A 17478-nucleotide genomic window follows, 5' to 3' on the forward strand; every position below is an offset into this window, starting at 1 on the left:
TCCTCCACACCTACAACCACCACCGCTGCCACACCGCACTGGCCGGACACCCGCCCATCAGCCGCGTCAACAACGCTGCGGGTCAATACACCTAGAGCGGCAGGACGGTAGCCGCACTCTCCACCGACTCCACCGACTCCATCGGCGCAGGCACGGCCGGCAGCAACGCCGCCCCCTCGACCCGCTGCTGCGGCAGGGAGACCGCACGCAGTGGCCGCGGCCCGGACACCACCGTGTAGTCCTGCCCCAGGAACGGCGGCGACACCTCCCCGGGGTCCTCGCCCAGCGCCGACTGCACAGCCAGCCAGGGCACGTTGAGCCCGCACAGGGACAGCTGGTGCAGGCCACCCGCGGGCCGTGTGTTCACGTCCATCAGCACCGGCGTGTCCCCGAACATCCGGAACTGGATGTTGGACAGATGCCGCAGCCCGAACCCCTCGGCGATCCTCCGCGCCGGCTCCAGCCACTGTTCGTGCAGCGTGAAACCGCGCCGCCGCCCGTTCTTCGTCCGGCCCACGGCCAGCCGGACCCGGTTGTCGGGCCCGGTGAGCACGTCCACCGACACCTCCGGCTGCTCCAGCCGCGGCATCACCAGCCAGTCCACCGGCTCCTCGGCCTGCCGCAGCGCCTCGACGACCAGGTCGAGATGGACGTACGGGCTGGGGAAGCCGCTGAGGTGCACCAGCGAGAAGGGCGCGCGCGTGATCACCCGGAAGCCGACCCCGCCCGCGCCGGACGCGGGCTTGAAGCACGCCTTGTGCCCGCCGGCCTCCAACTCCTCGACGGCGGCGAGGAGTTCGTCCGCGCCGCGGACCCGCCACCACGGCGGCACGGGCACGCCGATCGCCTGGACGGCCTCATAGGCGACGATCTTGTCCTCGAAGACGGCGATCGCCTCCGGCGGCGGCGCCAGCAGGGCCGTGCCGGCGGCCTCGAACTCCGCGCGGTGCGCCGCGATCGCCGCCTGGTGCAGCCGGGGCACGAACACGTCGATGCCGCGCCGCGTGCACTGGTCCAGGGCGTACTCCACGTACGCCGCCGGGGACAGGCCCTCCGGCTCCAGCTCGGCGGTGTCGGCGGCGGCGAGCACCGGCGAGTCGGGGTCGCCGTGCGTGGCGTGGATCTCGACGGCCCGGTCGCTGGGATTTCTCCGCAGCTGATCCATGAAGAACACGTTCTCCGCGTACGTGCGGTTGAGCCAGACGCGTACGCGAGAGACCATGCAGGCCGCCTTTCACGGTTCGCGGGCAGGGCGGAGCGGCCCGTGCCCGGGCAGGATGGAGGGAGGGTCACCGAACCGCCCTGACGAAGGGGGTTTCGGGGCGGTGGTGTCGGGGGGATCATACGGCTTTCGCGGGGTGCCGCGTGCAACGCCCGTGTTACGGATTCGGCGGTGCGCGGCGCACGGCGGCGCGCGGGACTCGAACGCCTTGTCGGCCGCCCGCGCCATGTGCTGTTGTAGTGACGAACGGTGCACGAAGAGGGACGTCGAGGGGCCGGCCGGGCCGGCACGGGCAGACCGGGACGGGCGCAGCCCGCGAGGGCCGGCGGACCCCGGTGAGGGACGACGAAGGGGAGCACGCGTGGCGGCGAAGGCCGGCGGGGACGGACGGCTGCTGGCCATCAGCGACCTGCACATCGGGTATCCGGAGAACAGGGAGCTGGTCGAGAAGCTGCGGCCGGAGTCGGAGGACGACTGGCTGCTGGTGGCCGGGGACGTCGCGGAGACGGTCGAGGACATCCGCTGGACCCTGGAACTGCTCGCCGACCGCTTCCGCAAGGTCGTCTGGGCGCCCGGCAACCACGAGCTGTGGACCCACCCGAGCGACGCCGTCACCCTGCGCGGGGTCGCCCGCTACGAGCACCTCGTCGCGATGTGCCGGGAACTGGGCGTGGTCACCCCCGAGGACCCCTACCCGGTGTGGGAGGGCGACGGCGGCCCGGCCCTGGTGGCGCCGCTGTTCCTGCTGTACGACTACTCCTTCCTGCCGAAAGGCTGCACGACCAAGGCGGAGGGGCTGGCCTACGCGCACGGCACGGGCATCGTCTGCAGCGACGAGCACCTGCTGCACCCCGACCCCTACCCCACCCGCGAGGCATGGTGCCGCGCGCGGGTCGAGCTGACCGGGCGCAGGCTCGCCGAGGAGGCGGGGGACCTGCCGCTCGTGCTGGTCAACCACTATCCGACGGACCGGCACCCGACCGACGTGCTGTGGTACCCCGAGTTCGCCATGTGGTGCGGCACCACGCTGACCGCGGACTGGCACCGCCGCTTCCGGGTGGCCGCCATGGTCTACGGCCACCTCCACATCCCCCGCAGCACCGTGCTGGACGGCGTCCCCTTCGAGGAGGTCTCCGTCGGCTACCCCCGTGAGTGGCGCCGCCGGGACAGCCCGCCGGGCATCCCGCGCCGGATCCTGCCGCGCGAGACGCCCGAGCGGGGCATCCCGGTCGAGCGGGCCTGAGGGGGTCAGCCTCTGGGCCCCCAGCTGTGCAGCAGCCGGAAGAACTCCTCCTCGTTGCCCCTCAGGCCCGCCTCCGCCAGTGCCTGCTCCGCCTCGGCGAGCACGGACGGCGGCACGGCGGGTGGCCGGCCGGAGCCCGAGGGGCTCCCGTCGGTGTCGAAGGCGGCCCGGACGGTGTGCAGCAGCCGCAGATACGCCTGGACCGCGGCTCGTTCACGGTCGGTCAGTACGGATGTGGTGGTCATGGCTCGGCTCTCCCCGTGTCGGATACGCTCGCGCACCCCCCAGCTTGCCCGCCACCACTGACAATCGGGCCGAACGGCTCACGCCTCGGGCCGCTTGACGCTCTCCAGGAGCATGTCCAGCCACTCGGCGACCTTGTCGCGGTGCTGGTCGGTGGGCAGTTGGGCGGCCCGCCACGCGATCCCGCGCACCCCGTGGTCCTGGAGCAGCCGCTCCAGCGGGTCACCGGGAGCCGAGACCGCGGCCTGCCGCTCCCGGTCGGCGAGCTTCTGCAGCAGGTCCTGCTCGGTGCGCTGCAGCGCGCCGGCGAGCGCCTCGCCGTCCTCCGCGGTCAGAAAGCCGGCGTGGACGCGGAAGAAGCGCTGGATGGCGTCGCAGTGCTCCATCGTCGGACGCCGGTCGCCGTTGATGAGCGCCCCGGCCTGCTGCCGGGACATGCCCGCCCCGTCGGCGATCTCCTGCTGGGTGTAGCGGCGCCCGTTGGGCTTGAGCCGGGTGCGACGCAGCAGGTCCAGCCGCTGCACGAAACGGGCCTGCACATCGGGCTCACCCGCCGGGCGGCCCTGGAGCAGGTCCTTGACGACGGGCTCGGGGACACCGGAGGCCACGGACAGCCGCGCCGTGTCGAACACTTCCGCGTGCGGCACGCCGAGCCGGTCGGCGAGCGCGGTGACACGAGCGACGACGGCCGTCAGGACAGCCGACGCCATGCCGCCCGGAACCTCGTAGCCATCCGTCACCGACGTGTCTCCTACGTCTCGCACAGCCATCTTGCATGTGGTCTCCGTGAACTTCCCGGAGCGTAGCGGGTGCTTCGAACTCACATCCAGGTCTCGCCACAACTGTGGCCAATTTCAGCCGTCAACAGTCACGGAATGCCACGATAGTTGACATGCCTACGGTCTGAGCAGCAGGATCGGGGCGCCGCGAGAAGGCCGCAGAGGCAAGAGGGGTGACCTCCCGATGGCATATCAGGCAGGTGGGCAGCGGCCGGCGCCGTGGCCCGCCCCCGTCAGTCCCCAGGCCCAGGAGTATCTGCGGGACTACGCCGCGCTCGTGGAGGCCGTCCCCTTTCCCTCGCTCGTCGTCGACCACCGCTGGGACGTGGTCCTGGCCAACAGCGCGTTCGAGACACTTTTCCGGGGCGTCGGCCCGCACCCGTCGGCCATGCCGGGGGACAACTTCCTGCGGTTCGTCCTCTTCCACCCCGACGCCGCGTCCGTCCTCGGCGAGCACGAGGCCCGCTGGTGCCTGCCGATGCTCGCCCACCTCGCCTCCGCCCTGGAGCGGCACGGCCACGACCCCGCCCTGCAGGCGGTCCGCCGCGAGATCGCCCAGGACCCCCTGATGGACGCCGCCTACCGCCAGGGCCTGCCCCACTGGATGCGCGCCATGGGAGACGCGGCCGTGGAGCACGACGGTGCCGTCCGCCCGCTCCTCCACCCCGACCCCTCGTGGGGGGCCGCCGACTGCCGCATCGTCGACGAGACCCCCAAGTCCCTGCACGTCCTCGGCTACACCCGGCTGACGATGGTCCCGCGCGGGCGTGCCGCCGCCCCCGGCAAGGGGCCCCGCCCCGGGCGCCGCACGGCAGGCCACCTGACGGTGGTGCCGGCCCCCGAGGTCTGACCCTCCCGCCGTACCGGCGACTTTCACGCAGAGGTCACCACACCCTTCCCTGACGTTTGCTGCTCTTGGAACACTCCTTTCGCGCACCTTCCGTCAGCACGAGAGGTCAGGTTCCCCACCCATGCCCGAAGTCAACCGGCGCTCATTCCTCCAACTGGCAGGCGCCACAACGGCGTTCGCCGCGCTGGCGAGCAGCATCGAGCGGGCCGCCGCGCTCCCGGCCAACCACCGCGCGGGCACGATCGAGGACGTCGAGCACATCGTCGTCCTGATGCAGGAGAACCGTTCGTTCGACCACTATTTCGGCAAGCTCCGCGGCGTCCGCGGCTTCGGCGACCCGAACCCGGTGCGGCTCGGCAACGGCAAGTCGGTCTGGCACCAGAGCGACGGCACCCGGGAGGTGCTCCCCTTCCACCCGGAGGCCGACGACCTCGGCATGCAGTTCCTGGAGGGCCTGCCGCACGGCTGGACCGACGGCCAGCAGGCGTACAACGGCGGCGACTACGACAAGTGGCTGCCCGCCAAGGGCACCACGACCATGGCGTACCTGACCCGCGAGGACATCCCGTTCCACTACGCCCTCGCCGACGCGTTCACCGTCTGCGACGCCTACCACTGCTCGTTCATCGGCTCCACCGACCCGAACCGCTACTACCTGTGGACGGGCCACACCGGCAACGACGGCCAGGGCGGCGGCCCCGTCCTCGGCAACGACGAGCTGGGCTACGACTGGACGACGTACCCCGAGCGCCTGGAGCGGGCGGGGGTCTCCTGGAAGATCTACCAGGACATCGGCGACGGCCTGGACGCGGCCGGCTCCTGGGGCTGGATCTCCGACGCCTACCGCGGCAACTACGGCGACAACTCGCTGCTGTACTTCAACTCGTACCGCGGCGCCCAGCCCGGCGACCCCCTGTACGACAAGGCCCGCACCGGCACGAACGCCAAGGCGGGGGAGGGCTACTTCGACCGGCTGAGGGCCGACGTCCAGGCGGGCCGGCTGCCGCAGATCTCCTGGATCGCCGCGCCCGAGGCGTTCTCCGAGCACTCCAACTGGCCCTCCAACTACGGCGCCTGGTACATCGCCCAGGTCCTGGACGCGCTCACCTCGAATCCGGCGGTGTGGGCGAAGACGGCCCTGTTCATCACCTACGACGAGAACGACGGTTTCTTCGACCACGTCCTGCCGCCGCTGCCCCCGAGGTCGGCCGCGCAGGGCAGGTCGACCGTCGATGTGTCGCTGGACCTCTACCCGGGCGACAGCAGGCGCCCGGCCGGCCCCTACGGCCTCGGCCCGCGGGTGCCGATGCTGGTCGTGTCGCCGTGGAGCAAGGGCGGGTTCGTCTGCTCGGAGACCTTCGACCACACCTCGGTCATCCGGTTCATGGAGAACCGCTTCGGTGTGCGCGAGCCGCACATCTCGCCCTGGCGCCGTGCCATCTGCGGCGATCTGACCTCGGCGTTCGACTTCTCCCGCCCGGACAGCCGCCCGGCGTCCCTGCCGGACACCGGCGACTACGCCCCGCAGGACCGCGAGCGCCACCCCGACTACGTCCCGACCCCGCCCGCCGACCCGAGCCTGCCCCGGCAGGAGCGCGGCCTGCGCCCCGCCCGCCCGCTGCGGTACGCCCCGGCGGTGGACGGCGCCCTGGACGCGGCGGCCGGGACATTCACGCTCGCCTTCGCCTCCGGCGCGCGGGCCGGAGCCGCGTTCTGGGTCACCGGCGGCAACCGCACCGACGGGCCCTGGACGTACACCACCGAGGCCGGCAAGACACTCTCGGACACCTGGAACACGGTGTACTCCAGCGGCGCGTACGACCTGACCGTGCACGGCCCCAACGGCTTCCTGCGCGTGTTCCGCGGCCCCGGCAGAGCGGCAGGTCCCGAGGTCACCGCGCGCCACACCGGCGACGACATCCAGCTGACCTTCACCCACAAGGGTTCGGGCACCGCCCAGCTGAAGGTCACCGACGGCTACGGCGGCGCGCCGCGCACGGTCAGGGTGCGCGCCGGCGCCACCGTGCGGCTGACCGTCGACCTGGCGGCGAGCCGCCGCTGGTACGACCTGACGGTCACCTCCGACACCGCGCCGACGTTCCTGCGCCGTTTCGTCGGCCACGTCGAGAACGGCCTGCCCGGCGTCAGCGACCCGGCGATCGTCACCGACTGACCCACCGGCCCTCACCCACGGCCGCCCCGGCGATCGTCACCGACTGACCCACCGGCCCGTACCCACGGCCACCCCGGCCCGCCGCGCGCGGCCGGGGCGGCCCGGGCCTGCCGTGTGCACGCGGACAGGTCCGAACGACGGGCTCTGGGCCACGAGCCGGGCGTCCACCGGCTCCGGCTGGGGCGGGGACACCGCTGTGCGCCGGCGCAGAGTCGCCGGCTGCGCCTGTTCCTGTGCCTGTTCCTCCTCCTGTGCCTGTGTCTCGCCGGCGGGCCGCTGCGGTGCGCCCCGCGACAGCAGGACCACGCCCCAGGCGGCCAGTCCCGCGCCCGTCAGGGCCGCCAGGACGCCGGCCGGGCCGCCCTGGAGGTGCTCTCCGAGCAGGGACAGGCCGATCAGCGCGGCCGCGACCGGGTTCGCGAGGGTCACCATGGCGAGCGGTCCGCCCAGGCCGCCCCTGTACGCGGTCTGCGACAGCAGCAGGCCGCCCGTCGCGAAGGCGGCGACGAGCACGGCGACGCCGATCACCTGGACGCTCAGCAGGGGTCCGCCGCGGTCGGTGGCGGCGACCGTCACGGTCTGGGTGAGCGCGGAGGCGACCCCGGAGGCGAGGCCCGAGGCGGTGGCGTGCCTGAGCCCCGGCCGGGCGCCGGGCCGCGACAGCAGGCCGATGAACAGCGCTGCGGTGCCCGCGACCGTGAGCGCCTCCGCAGGGCTCAGCACGTCGTCCGGGGCCGGCCCCGACGCCGTGGCCAGCAGCGCGGCCAGGCCCGCCAGCGTGAACGCCGTGCCCCGCCACTCGCCGGCGCTCACCCGCCGGCCGGCCACCCGCGCGCCCAGCGGCACCGCGGCGACCAGGGTGAGCGCCCCCAGCGGCTGCACCACGGTGAGCGGCCCGTACTTCAGGGCCACCACGTGCAGCAGCGCGGCGGAGGCGTTCAGCAGCACCGCCCACCACCAGGCGCCGCTGCCCAGCGTGCGCAGCAGGCCGGCGCCCCTGGAGCGGGCGGCGAGCCGCTCCTGGGCCACCGCCGCGGCGGCGTAGGCGACGGCGGAGAACAGGGAGAGGACGACGGCGAGGGCGAAGGCGGCGTTCATCGGCCCGCTCCCACCAGGACGCCGTCCTCGGCCGGGGCGAGCCGCGCGGTGCCACGGCCCGCGGTGGTGACCGTGCGCCTCGGCGCGTGGACCACGGCCAGGGCGAGTGCGAGCAGCGCGGCCGCGACGACCGCGTCCAGCCAGTAGTGGTTCGCCGTCCCCACGATGACCAGCAACGTCAGCAGCGGATGCGCCAGCCACAGCCACCGCCGGCGCGAGCGCGTGGCGACGATCAGGCCGATCGCCAGCATCAGCGCCCAGCCGAAGTGCAGCGACGGCATCGCCGCGAACTGGTTGGAGAGGTGGTCGGTCCGGGGCGGCCCGTACACCGAGGGCCCGTAGACCCGGCCCGTGTCCACCAGGCCGGTCGCGGCGAGCATCCGCGGCGGGGCCAGCGGGAACGCCAGATGCAGCGCCAGCGCGGCGGCGGTGAGCGCGGCGAGCACCCGCCGCGCCCACACGTAGTGCGCGGGGCGCCGCAGGTAGAGCCAGACCAGGAAGGCCGCGGTGGCCGGGAAGTGCACGGTGGCGTAGTAGACGTTGGCGGCGTGCACGAGTGAGTCGCCGTGCAGCAGCAAGGACTGCACCGAGCCCTCACCGGGCAGCCACGCGGCGCGCTCCAGGTCCCAGACGCGGTGGGCGTTGCGGAAGGCCGCCTCGGTGTGACCGGTGGCGAGCTGCCGGCCGAGCTTGTAGACGAGGAAGAGCCCCGCGACGAGCAGCAGCTCGCGCAGCAGCGGTGGCCGGGCCCTCTCTTCGGGCGGCTCCGCTCGGTCGGGCTCGGTCCGTGCCTTCATCCCCGGCCCCTCTTCCTTGCGACTGACGTGGTGCGTGCGGTCGTACGCCCGGACATCGATACGAGTGAGTACCGATACCAGGCTGTACCGATACGCCAGTGTACCGATACGGTTCAGTACCGGTACACTGGCGTATCGGAAAGGTGCGTCACACTGGAGCCTGGAAGCCGGACCAGGAGCCGTCACGGTGGAACGGCCACCTTGACGAGGAAGTGCTCGACCACCGCCGGAGCGAGAGGAAGTGCCGATGACGTCGCAGGCCGCGGACCGACCCGAACAGGTCGCCTCGCGCCGCTCCAAGCTCACCCGGGAACGGGAGCAGGAGTTCTTCGACGCCGTACTCGACCAGATCCGCGAGTGCGGTTACGACGCCGTCACCATGGACGGCGTCGCCGCCAGCACACGCTGCAGCAAGTCCACGCTCTACCGGCAGTGGAAGACCAAGCCCCAGTTCGTGGCGGCGGCGCTGCGCTCCAACCGCTGCCCCCGCTTCGCCGGCATCGACACCGGCTCGCTCGCCGAGGACCTGCGCCAGGCCGCGCGGACCGTCGGCGCCGCATCCGACAAGGACCAGGGTCTGCTCCAGGCCCTCGGCCACGCCGTCATGCAGGACCCCGAACTCCAGCAGGCCCTGCGCGAGGCCCTCGTCGACCCCGAGATCAACGCGCTGCGCGAGATCCTGCGGCGCGGAGTGGAGCGCGGCGAGGTCCCGGCCGACCATCCCGCGCTGGAGTACATCCCCGCCCAGATCTACGGTGTGCTGCGCGCACGCCCCGTCATCGAGGGCGAGTACGCGGACTCGGACTACCTGGTCCGGTTCGTGGAGGCCGCGGTGCTGCCCGTGCTCGGCCTGACCTGAAGACGCAGGCCGCCGTCCACGGGATGACCGGACGGCGGCCTGACCGCGCCGCACCGTGGGGACGGGGGCGGCGCGCACCCCCCGGCCGGGTGGGACGCCTCTGGAGCGGAGAGGCATCCCACCCGGCCGTCGTGCGCCGTGCGGGGCCGGACGTCCCGGCTCCCCGTCGCCGGGCGCCGTACGAGGATCAGACGTCCTGCCCGTCGCCGCCGCCGGACGACGCCTCGATGCCCTCGGTGATGTCGTCGAGGATCGACAGGGGCTGGTCGACGTCCACACCGAAGCGGACCAGCACCAGCCGGCCCTTGTCCGCGGGGGAGGGGAACGCCAGCGACTGGACGTAGCCGTCCGAGCCCTTGCTGGTGATCGCCTTCCAGCGCACCAGATAGCCCTTCTGCCCGGCGACGGTCACCGCCTTCGAGGCCAGCACCCGGTGCGAGGTGATCTTCCCGTAGCCCTGGCCGTAGGACTCCTTCGCGTTCGCCGCGATGTCCGCCTTCGCCACCGCCTCCGGCGTGGAGCCCTCGGCGCCCAGCAGCTCGGCCGGCGCCGAGTACGCGCCGCCCTTGGTGCACTGCTGGGAGGGGTCGCTCGGGCACTTGTAGGTGGTCTCGGACGTCATCTGCGCGCCCACCGGCATCGCCTGCCCGGACCAGCCCTCGGGCACCGGCAGGCTGATGGCGTTGGCGGGGTCCCGCAGCGTGCCGCCGCCCTCCACCTCGGGGGCCTCACCGCGGGGGCCGTCCCCGGGACTCTCCCCGGGGCTCTCCCCCGGATCCGGCGACGGCCCGTCCGGCCCGCCGCCGTCGCCGGACGGGCCCCCGTCCCGGCCGTCCGGGGCGCCGCGGTCCGCCTGCGTCCCGGCCCGGTCCGAGCCGCCGTCGTCGGCCTTGGTCAGCGCGTACACGCCGACCCCGATGCTCGCGAGCACCGCCGCCGCCACCGCGACCGCGATGCCCGTCCGCAGCCCGCGCCGCCGCCCGGCCGGAGCCGCGCCCGGCTGCCCCGGATACCCGGGGTGGGCGGGAAACGCGGCCTGCGTCGGCATCGCCGCGAAACCGGGCTGCCCGGGCTGGGGCACAGGCCCGGGGTACCCCGGCTGTGCCGGCGGCGGCCCCCAGGGCGCGGCCGAGCCCGCCGGACGGGTCTGCTCCGTCCATGCCCCGCCGTCCCACCAGCGCTCGGTGGCGGGACCGTCACTTTTCTGCCCGGGGTCGGGGTACCACCCGGGGGGAGTCACCTGCGTCATACCCCCACCGTATGAGGCGACCGTGAAAGCGCGATGAGAGGGAGACGCCCGCCCCCGGGGAAAGGCCGGAAACCCGGGCGGACAGGGGTATACGCGACTGAAGCGGTGTCAACTGCCCCTGGGAGCGGCCCCGATGGTCTCGCTTCCGGGCAGCTCACCCGCCCCGTGCGTCGCCCCGGTGCACCGTCCGTCACCCCTCGCGGCAAGAGGTCACCCGACCCGCCACCACCGGGCCCGCCGGACGGCTACGCTCGACCTCGGTACGTCGTCCGGGCGACTTGGGGAGGTAGCGGGATGACGGAGGTACGGCCCACGGCGGCCGCCTCGGCTTCCCTGTGGGAGCGCGACGAGGAAGTCGCCGCCATCGCACAGGCGGTCGACACCCTGTGCGCCGACCGCGCGTCCGCGGGCAGCCTGCTGCTGTACCGCGGTGAGGCCGGCCTCGGCAAGACCGCCCTGCTGCACGAGGCACGCCGTATCGCCGAGGAACGCGGCTGCACGGTGTGGTTCGCGCGGGGCGGTGAGGCCCTGCGGTCCGTCCCCTTCCACGTCGTCCGCCAACTGCTCCAGCCCGCCCTCGTGTCGATGCTGCCGGAGGAGGCGCGCGAGTACCTCGGCGACTGGTACGACATCGCCGGACCCGCCCTCGGCATAGCCGAGCCGACCGAGCGTCAGGCCGACCCGCAGGGCGTGTGCGACGGCCTCGTCGCCGCCGTACGCCGCCTCGCCCGGCGCGAGTACCCGCTGGTGCTGCTGATCGACGACGCCCACTGGGCCGACCAGGAGACCCTGCGCTGGCTCGCCGCGTTCGCCGAGCGCATCGACGACCTGCCCGTGCTCGTGCTGGTCGCCCGCAGGCCCGGCGAGGTCGGCGGGGAGAGCGCCCGCTACCTCGAGGAGGTCGCCGCCGCCGGGCGGCCCGTCACCAACCTCAGCGCCCTCACCCCCGACGCCACCGCCGGACTGACCCGGGCCACGCTCGGCACGCACGCCGACGCCCCGTTCTGCCGCGAGGTCTGGGCCGTCACCGGCGGCAACCCCTACGAGACCGTCGAACTCCTCGCCAAGGTCCAGGACAGCGAACTGGAGCCGACCGAGGCGTCGGCCGGTGAACTGCGCGCCCTGAACCGCTCGGCACGCGGCGGCGGACTCGTCGCCCGCCTGGAGGGGCTCGGCATCGACGCCACCCGGTTCGCGTGGGCCGCCGCGATCCTCGGCACCGGCATCTCGGTCGACCTCGTCGCCCGCCTCGCCACCATGCCCCGCGCCGAGGCCGTGCGCTGCGCCGAACTGCTGCAGGGCGCCCGCATCCTCACCACCCCCGACGAAACCACCGGCGGCGACCTGGAGTTCGTGCACCCGCTGATCGCCAGCGCCGTCTACAACTCCATCCCCGACGCCCTGCGCACCGCGATGCACGGCATCGCCGCCGAGGTCGTCACCGACTCCGGGCTCGGCCCCGCGGCCGCCTCCCGCCATCTCCTGCAGGTCCACCCGGACGACGACGCCGCACTCGTCGCGCAACTGCGCGCGGCCGCCGCGGAACACCTCGCCGTCGGCGCCCCGGACGCGGCCCGCCGCTGCCTGGAACGCGCCCTGGAGGAACCGCCCCGGCCCGAGGTGCACGCCCAGGTGCTCTACGAACTGGGCTGCGCCACCCTGCTCACCGCGCCCGCCACCACCATCGGCCATCTGCGCACCGCCCTGTCCATGCCCGGCCTGGACGGCGCCGAGCGGGTGGACGCCGTCTTCCGCCTCTCCCAGGCGCTCCTCCACAACGACCAGCTCGAACAGGCCGTACGCACGGTGGAGGCGGAGGCCGCCCGGCACGAGGACGGGCCGGCGAGGCTGCGGCTCCAGGCCGTGCAGTACATGTGGGAGGGCATCTACGCCGGCGAGGCCTCGTCCCCCGGCCGCTCCGAGCGGCTCGCCCGGCTCGCTGCGACCTGCACGGGCCGCGACAACTCCGAGCGCGCCCTGCTCATCCTGCGCGGCTTCGACGCCATGACCCACGGCGAGAACGCCGAGGAGGTCGTCGAGCTGTGCGACCGTGCCCTCGTCAACGGCCGCCTGGCACCCGGTCTCGGCTGGACCGACACCGAGTGGGGTATCGAGCTGCTGATGATGCTCGGCAGCTGCTACGCCTACGCCGACCGGCTCGACCGCGCCGAGAGCCTGTTCTCCGAGGCCCTGCGCACCTACACCACGGCCGGCTGGAGCGGCGGGCACCTCTCCCTGGCCAACGCCTTCTTGGGCCTGGCCTACCGGAGGCAGGGCCGCCTCAAGGACGCCGAGAACGTCCTGCGCGAGTCCCTGCGCATCGCCGAGCGCGTCGGCCGTGGCCTGCCCCTGTACTGGTCGGCGACCTGCGGCCTGGTGGACACCCTGCTCGCCCGCGGCCATGTCGCCGAGGCCTGGGCGCTCGCCGAGCAGTACGGCTTCGCGCCGCCCTACCCGTCCACCATCGTGCTGCCGGACACCCGCTCCGTGCGCGGCCGCCTGCTGCTGGCCGTCGGCCGCACCAAGGAGGGCGTCAACGAACTGGGCGAGGCGGAGAAGGCGGCCGCCGCCCGCGGCGGGCACAACCCCGTCCTCGCGCCCTGGACCGTCGACCTCGCCCGGGTCCTCGCCGCCGAGGACCCGGCCCGGGCAGCCCAGCTGGCCGCCGACGCCCGCCGTCAGGCCGAGCGGTTCGGCACCGACACCGCCATCGGCGAGGCCCTGCGCTGCGCGGCCGCGCTGGAGACGGGGCAGGAGAAGGTGCGCCTGGCCGCCAAGGCCGTCGCCTATCTGGAGGCCTCGCCCTGCCAGTACGAGCACGCGGCCGCCCGGATCGAGCACGGTCTCGCGGCGGGCTCGGCCGCCGAGCTCAACCGCGGTCTGTCGCTGGCCCGTTCCTGCGGCGCGGACGGCCTGGTCGCACAGGCACAGGCGGCCCTGGAGAGGCGACAGCAGCGGGCCTAGGGCCTCTCGTTCGCACCATGCCGGCGTCGCGGGGCCGAACGACAGGCCCTGGTCAGGCCTTCGCGAACACCACCCACACCTGGCCCTCGGCGAAGTCGACCCGCTCGCCGTCCTCGGTCGTGAACCGGGTGCCGTCGGTGGCGGTCGGCCGTGACCAGGTCACGTCGAAGGCCTTGCCGTCGCGCAGCACCTTCGCCCGGCCCTTGCCGACCGTCTCGGTGAACGGCGTGTTGTTGCCCAGCGAGTCGTAGTAGTCCGACTTGCGCAGCGTCACGTACTGCACCACCACCGTCGCCGGGGCGACCCGGCCCGCGTCGGTCGTCGTCGTGTCCTCGCCGTCCATCGACACCAGCCAGCCGGCGCGGCTCGCGGACCAGGTGAAGGTGAAGCGGGCCGCCGGGTAGCGCACCGTCTCGGAGGTGTCGGCCGTCCCGCCCTCGGGCGCCGGGCCGTAGGAGAAGCCGGTGGTCAGCGCGGCGGCGCCGGGCGCCTCGGGCAGCAGCGCGGAGGGCCGCAGATACAGGTTGTGCGGGGCCGGCCGGGTCGTGTCCCGGTGGTACGCGTCCGATGTCCTGCCCGGCGGCTCCGCGCGCAGCGGCGCGGCCCCGATCAGCGGCATCAGCTTGCTCTGCGCCCCCGAGAAGGCGAGCACCGGCTGCCGGAACTGGCGCAGCAGTTCCAGGTCGGTCTCCCGGGCGCTGCGCACCGGTCCGACGTCCTTCGGCAGCTTGCTCGCGTAGACCGCCATCAGCCGGCTCATACCACCCTCGACCTGCTCGACGTAGACGAGGTCCGCGCTGTTCAGGCCGGTGTGCGGGCGGGCCCGCCGGGAGTTGTCGATCTTCACCGCGAGGACCGGCCCCTCGGCCGCCCGGCTGTGCCCCGGCTCCCGGTCCGCGCCCCGTCCGTCGCCCTTCGGGCCGTCGCCCGAGGTGCAGCCCGCGGCCAGGGAGGCCGCCACCGCGGCGGCCAGCAGCGCCGCCGTCGTCCTGCCGCGCCGTGCTCGTGCCTTGTCCGCCGTGCCCACCGTCGCCACCCGCCCGTCCTTTGTCACGATTGTGCGCTTGTCAGGTCATTGCAGGCCATACCCCTTCGCCCGGGGCGGCGGGCCGGGAGTCCCCCATTGGCGGGCCGGAAACGGCCCGATCGGCCCACGCCCGGTTCACGGCGGCCGGCCCGGGTACCCGGGCGTAGGCCGGCCCGGGACGAGCAGAGGGACGAGCAGAGGGGATCGCACGATGAAGGCTGTGACCTGGCAGGGCAAGCGGGACGTGCGCGTGGAGGACGTACCCGACCCCCGGATCGAGGAGCCGACCGACGCCGTCATCCGGGTCACGTCGACCGGTTTGTGCGGCTCGGACCTGCATCTGTACGAGGTGCTCACCGCGTTCATGACGCCCGGTGACATCCTCGGCCACGAGCCCATCGGCATCGTCGAGGAGGTCGGCGCCGGGGTGCCGGACCTCGCGGTGGGGGACCGGGTCGTGGTGCCGTTCCAGATCGCCTGCGGCAACTGCTGGATGTGCCTGAACAGCCTGCCCACCCAGTGCGAGACCACCCAGGTCACCGGCGAGGGCATGGGCGCCGCCCTCTTCGGCTACACCCGGCTCTACGGCTCCGTGCCCGGCGCCCAGGCCCAGTACCTGCGGGTGCCGCAGGCCCAGTTCGGGCCGATCAAGATCCCCGAGGGGCCGCCCGACGACCGGTTCGTCTACCTCTCGGACGTGCTGCCCACCGCCTGGCAGGCCGTCGCCTACGCGGACGTCCCCGAGGGCGGCAGCGTCGCCGTGCTGGGCCTCGGCCCCATCGGGGACATGGCCTGCCGTGTCGCGCAGGTCCGCGGCGCCGGCCGGGTGTTCGGCGTGGACCTGGTGCCCGAGCGGCTGGAGCGGGCCCGCGCGCGGGGCGTGGAGACGTACGACCTGCGGGACTTCGACGACGAGAAGGACCTGGTCCAGGCGATCCGCGACCAGACCGACGGACGCGGCCCGGACGCCGTGATCGACGCGGTGGGCACCGAGGCGCACGGCAGCGCCGCCGCCCGCCTGGTCCAGCAGGCCGCCAGCGTGCTGCCCCGCAAGATCGGCGGGCCGCTCGCCGAGCGCTTCAGCGTGGACCGGCTCGCCGCCCTGCACACCGCGATCGAACTGGTCCGCCGCGGCGGCACGCTCTCCCTGGTCGGCGTCTACGGCGGCATGGCCGACCCGCTGCCCATGCTCACCCTGTTCGACAAGCAGCTCCAGATCCGCATGGGCCAGGCCAACGTTCGCCGCTGGACCGACGAGATCCTGCCCTACCTCACCGACGAGGACCCCCTCGGCGTCGACGACTTCGCCACCCACCGGGTGCCGCTGAGCGACGCGCCGCACGCGTACGAGATGTTCCAGCGCAAGCAGGAGGGCGCGGTGAAGGTGCTGATGGAGCCGTGAGGCGGGGCTGCTACCGCTCGCCGAGGATCTCCGCGAGGTCGTAGCGCACCGGCTCCTCCAGCTGCGCGTAGGTGCAGCTGTCCGCCGTACGGTCCGGGCGCCAGCGGCGGAAGCGGGCCGTGTGCCGGAAACGCGCGCCGTTCTCCATGTGGTCGTAGGCGACCTCCGCCACCCGCTCCGGGCGCAGCGGCACCCAGGACAGGTCCTTCTTGCCCGACCAGCGGCTCGGCGCCCCTGGCAGCCGGGCCGTCTCATGGGCGGCCTCGTCCGACCAGGCGGCCCAGGGGTGCCCCGCCACGTCGTCCATCCGGAGCGGCTCCAGCTCCTCGATCAGCTCGGCGCGCCTCTTCATCGGGAAGGCCGCCGAGACCCCGACGTGCTGGAGCGCGCCCTTGTCGTCGTAGAGGCCGAGCAGCAGCGAGCCGACCACCGGGCCGCTCTTGTGCAGGCGGTAGCCGGCCACGACCACGTCCGCGGTGCGCTCGTGCTTGACCTTGAACATGGCCCGCTCGTCCTGGAGGTAGCGCACGGTCAGCGGCTTGGCGATCACACCGTCGAGCCCGGCCCCCTCGTACTGCTCGAACCAGCTCTGCGCGGTGTCCAGGTCGGTCGTCGCGGGCGCCAGGTGCACCGGCGGGGTGGCTTCGGCGAGCGCTCGCTCCAGCAGGGCCCGGCGGTCCGTCAGCGGGACGTCGAGCACCGACTCGTCCTCCAGGGCGAGCAGGTCGAACGCCACGAACGACGCCGGCGTCCGCTCGGCCAGGGTGCGCACCCGGGAGTCGGCCGGGTGGATGCGCTCGGTCAGCGCGTCGAAGTCCAGCCGGCCCTCGCGGGCGATGACGATCTCCCCGTCCAGCACGCACCGCTTGGGCACGCGCTCCCTGAGCGCCACCACCAGCTCTGGGAAGTACCTGGTCAGCGGCTTGCCGGTACGGCTGCCCAGCTCGACCTCGGCGCCGTCGCGGAACACGATCGCCCGGAAGCCGTCCCACTTCGCCTCGTAGTGCATCCCCGGCGGGATCTTCGCCACCGGCTTGGCGAGCATCGGCTTCACGGGCGGCATGACGGGCAGGTCCATGAACCGACTGTACGATTCGTCCCGGATGTCCGCCTGGTGCATGCTGGACCGCATGAGCGACCGCGACGACTTCCTCAGGTGGGTCGAGACCGCGCTCCATGACGCGGAGGTCGCGCTCCACGACGGCGACGCGGCCCCCCGCCGGGCCCTGTGGTCACGCGCCGAACCCGTCAGCGTCCTGGGCGCCTGGCAGGACGCCCACGGCCAAGCCGGCCTCGACCGCCTCTTCGCCGCGCTCGCCCGGACCTTCTCGGACTGCACGTCGTACGCGTTCGATCTGCAGGCGTACGACGTCGTGGGCGACATGGCCTACACGGTCGGCCTGGAGCACACCTCCGCCTCCGTCGACGGCAGGCCGCGCAGCTACACGCTGCGCGCGACCCAGATCTACCGGCGCGAGGACGGCGCCTGGCGGGTCGCACACCGCCACGCCGACACGGTGGCCGGGTGACACTCCGCCCGCCCTGTCCGGTATGCGATGTATGCCCGGGGCG

The 17478-nt window shown here is 73.6% G+C and carries 15 protein-coding genes; 7 read left to right on the plus strand and 8 right to left on the minus strand.

What is annotated here, in order from left to right:
- Positions 1 to 91: 91 nt before the first annotated feature.
- The gene (locus ACIGXJ_RS36540; protein ID WP_399655090.1) at positions 92 to 1222 is read right to left on the minus strand and encodes an ATP-grasp domain-containing protein; all 1131 of its coding nucleotides are present in this window, start codon (positions 1220 to 1222) and stop codon (positions 92 to 94) included.
- Between the two features lie 361 nt (positions 1223 to 1583).
- On the opposite strand from ACIGXJ_RS36540, the gene ACIGXJ_RS36545 reads away from it, so the two are divergent.
- Complete coding sequence (locus tag ACIGXJ_RS36545; protein ID WP_399655092.1) at positions 1584 to 2465, plus strand: metallophosphoesterase family protein; 882 nt, start codon at positions 1584 to 1586, stop codon at positions 2463 to 2465.
- Positions 2466 to 2470: 5 nt separating this feature from the next.
- Here the strand turns inward: ACIGXJ_RS36545 and ACIGXJ_RS36550 are convergent, their stop codons facing one another.
- Together ACIGXJ_RS36550 and ACIGXJ_RS36555 are read right to left on the minus strand one after the other, a co-directional pair.
- Entirely contained in the window at positions 2471 to 2710 is a 240-nt protein-coding gene (locus tag ACIGXJ_RS36550) for a hypothetical protein (RefSeq protein WP_399655095.1), read from the minus strand.
- Between the two features lie 78 nt (positions 2711 to 2788).
- A complete protein-coding gene (locus ACIGXJ_RS36555) occupies positions 2789 to 3448 on the minus strand; it encodes a helix-turn-helix domain-containing protein (protein ID WP_399655097.1) in 660 nt (219 codons plus the stop codon).
- A 223-nt stretch (positions 3449 to 3671) separates the two neighbouring features.
- Between ACIGXJ_RS36555 and ACIGXJ_RS36560 the strand changes: the two genes are divergently transcribed.
- Together ACIGXJ_RS36560 and ACIGXJ_RS36565 are read left to right on the plus strand one after the other, a co-directional pair.
- Positions 3672 to 4337 (plus strand): hypothetical protein, encoded by a 666-nt coding sequence (locus tag ACIGXJ_RS36560; RefSeq protein WP_399655099.1) that lies wholly within the window; start codon positions 3672 to 3674, stop codon positions 4335 to 4337.
- A gap of 121 nt (positions 4338 to 4458) precedes the next feature.
- The gene (locus ACIGXJ_RS36565; protein ID WP_399655102.1) at positions 4459 to 6510 is read left to right on the plus strand and encodes a phosphocholine-specific phospholipase C; all 2052 of its coding nucleotides are present in this window, start codon (positions 4459 to 4461) and stop codon (positions 6508 to 6510) included.
- Between the two features lie 36 nt (positions 6511 to 6546).
- On the opposite strand, the gene ACIGXJ_RS36570 is transcribed toward ACIGXJ_RS36565, so the two are convergent.
- Entirely contained in the window at positions 6547 to 7608 is a 1062-nt protein-coding gene (locus ACIGXJ_RS36570; protein WP_399655104.1) for a hypothetical protein, read from the minus strand.
- Positions 7605 to 8405: a phosphatase PAP2 family protein gene (locus tag ACIGXJ_RS36575; RefSeq protein WP_399655107.1), complete on the minus strand. Its 801-nt coding sequence runs from the start codon at positions 8403 to 8405 to the stop codon at positions 7605 to 7607. The genes ACIGXJ_RS36570 and ACIGXJ_RS36575 overlap by 4 nt, the downstream gene beginning before the upstream one ends.
- A 247-nt stretch (positions 8406 to 8652) precedes the next feature.
- Here ACIGXJ_RS36575 and ACIGXJ_RS36580 point away from each other — a divergent pair, with 247 nt between their 5' ends.
- Positions 8653 to 9264, plus strand: coding sequence for a TetR/AcrR family transcriptional regulator (locus tag ACIGXJ_RS36580; protein WP_399655110.1), 612 nt, complete (start codon positions 8653 to 8655; stop codon positions 9262 to 9264).
- A 187-nt stretch (positions 9265 to 9451) separates the two neighbouring features.
- Here the strand turns inward: ACIGXJ_RS36580 and ACIGXJ_RS36585 are convergent, their stop codons facing one another.
- Entirely contained in the window at positions 9452 to 10513 is a 1062-nt protein-coding gene (locus ACIGXJ_RS36585) for a DUF2510 domain-containing protein (protein WP_399655113.1), read from the minus strand.
- Between the two features lie 294 nt (positions 10514 to 10807).
- Between ACIGXJ_RS36585 and ACIGXJ_RS36590 the strand changes: the two genes are divergently transcribed.
- Positions 10808 to 13477 (plus strand): ATP-binding protein, encoded by a 2670-nt coding sequence (locus ACIGXJ_RS36590; protein ID WP_399655115.1) that lies wholly within the window; start codon positions 10808 to 10810, stop codon positions 13475 to 13477.
- 52 nt (positions 13478 to 13529) lie between these two features.
- Here the strand turns inward: ACIGXJ_RS36590 and ACIGXJ_RS36595 are convergent, their stop codons facing one another.
- Entirely contained in the window at positions 13530 to 14513 is a 984-nt protein-coding gene (locus tag ACIGXJ_RS36595; RefSeq protein WP_399655117.1) for a DUF3048 domain-containing protein, read from the minus strand.
- 202 nt (positions 14514 to 14715) lie between these two features.
- Here ACIGXJ_RS36595 and ACIGXJ_RS36600 point away from each other — a divergent pair, with 202 nt between their 5' ends.
- Positions 14716 to 15906: a zinc-dependent alcohol dehydrogenase gene (locus ACIGXJ_RS36600; protein ID WP_399655120.1), complete on the plus strand. Its 1191-nt coding sequence runs from the start codon at positions 14716 to 14718 to the stop codon at positions 15904 to 15906.
- Positions 15907 to 15916: 10 nt separating this feature from the next.
- Here the strand turns inward: ACIGXJ_RS36600 and ACIGXJ_RS36605 are convergent, their stop codons facing one another.
- Entirely contained in the window at positions 15917 to 16984 is a 1068-nt protein-coding gene (locus ACIGXJ_RS36605) for an ATP-dependent DNA ligase (protein ID WP_399655122.1), read from the minus strand.
- A gap of 52 nt (positions 16985 to 17036) precedes the next feature.
- Here ACIGXJ_RS36605 and ACIGXJ_RS36610 point away from each other — a divergent pair, with 52 nt between their 5' ends.
- The gene (locus ACIGXJ_RS36610) at positions 17037 to 17435 is read left to right on the plus strand and encodes a nuclear transport factor 2 family protein (protein WP_399655124.1); all 399 of its coding nucleotides are present in this window, start codon (positions 17037 to 17039) and stop codon (positions 17433 to 17435) included.
- Positions 17436 to 17478: the final 43 nt, after the last annotated feature.

Origin of the sequence: Streptomyces sp. NPDC053367, from assembly GCF_044545925.1 — a bacterium.
Classification (GTDB): domain Bacteria; phylum Actinomycetota; class Actinomycetes; order Streptomycetales; family Streptomycetaceae; genus Streptomyces.

Coding starts and splice junctions, on each gene's coding strand:
- ACIGXJ_RS36540 (WP_399655090.1), bottom strand. CDS start 1,222: ATGGTCTCTCGCGTACGCGTCTGGCTCAACCGCACGTACGCGGAGAAC.
- ACIGXJ_RS36550 (WP_399655095.1), bottom strand. CDS start 2,710: ATGACCACCACATCCGTACTGACCGACCGTGAACGAGCCGCGGTCCAG.
- ACIGXJ_RS36560 (WP_399655099.1), top strand. CDS start 3,672: ATGGCATATCAGGCAGGTGGGCAGCGGCCGGCGCCGTGGCCCGCCCCC.
- ACIGXJ_RS36565 (WP_399655102.1), top strand. CDS start 4,459: ATGCCCGAAGTCAACCGGCGCTCATTCCTCCAACTGGCAGGCGCCACA.
- ACIGXJ_RS36570 (WP_399655104.1), bottom strand. CDS start 7,608: ATGAACGCCGCCTTCGCCCTCGCCGTCGTCCTCTCCCTGTTCTCCGCC.
- ACIGXJ_RS36575 (WP_399655107.1), bottom strand. CDS start 8,405: ATGAAGGCACGGACCGAGCCCGACCGAGCGGAGCCGCCCGAAGAGAGG.
- ACIGXJ_RS36580 (WP_399655110.1), top strand. CDS start 8,653: ATGACGTCGCAGGCCGCGGACCGACCCGAACAGGTCGCCTCGCGCCGC.
- ACIGXJ_RS36585 (WP_399655113.1), bottom strand. CDS start 10,513: ATGACGCAGGTGACTCCCCCCGGGTGGTACCCCGACCCCGGGCAGAAA.
- ACIGXJ_RS36590 (WP_399655115.1), top strand. CDS start 10,808: ATGACGGAGGTACGGCCCACGGCGGCCGCCTCGGCTTCCCTGTGGGAG.
- ACIGXJ_RS36600 (WP_399655120.1), top strand. CDS start 14,716: ATGAAGGCTGTGACCTGGCAGGGCAAGCGGGACGTGCGCGTGGAGGAC.
- ACIGXJ_RS36605 (WP_399655122.1), bottom strand. CDS start 16,984: ATGGACCTGCCCGTCATGCCGCCCGTGAAGCCGATGCTCGCCAAGCCG.
- ACIGXJ_RS36610 (WP_399655124.1), top strand. CDS start 17,037: ATGAGCGACCGCGACGACTTCCTCAGGTGGGTCGAGACCGCGCTCCAT.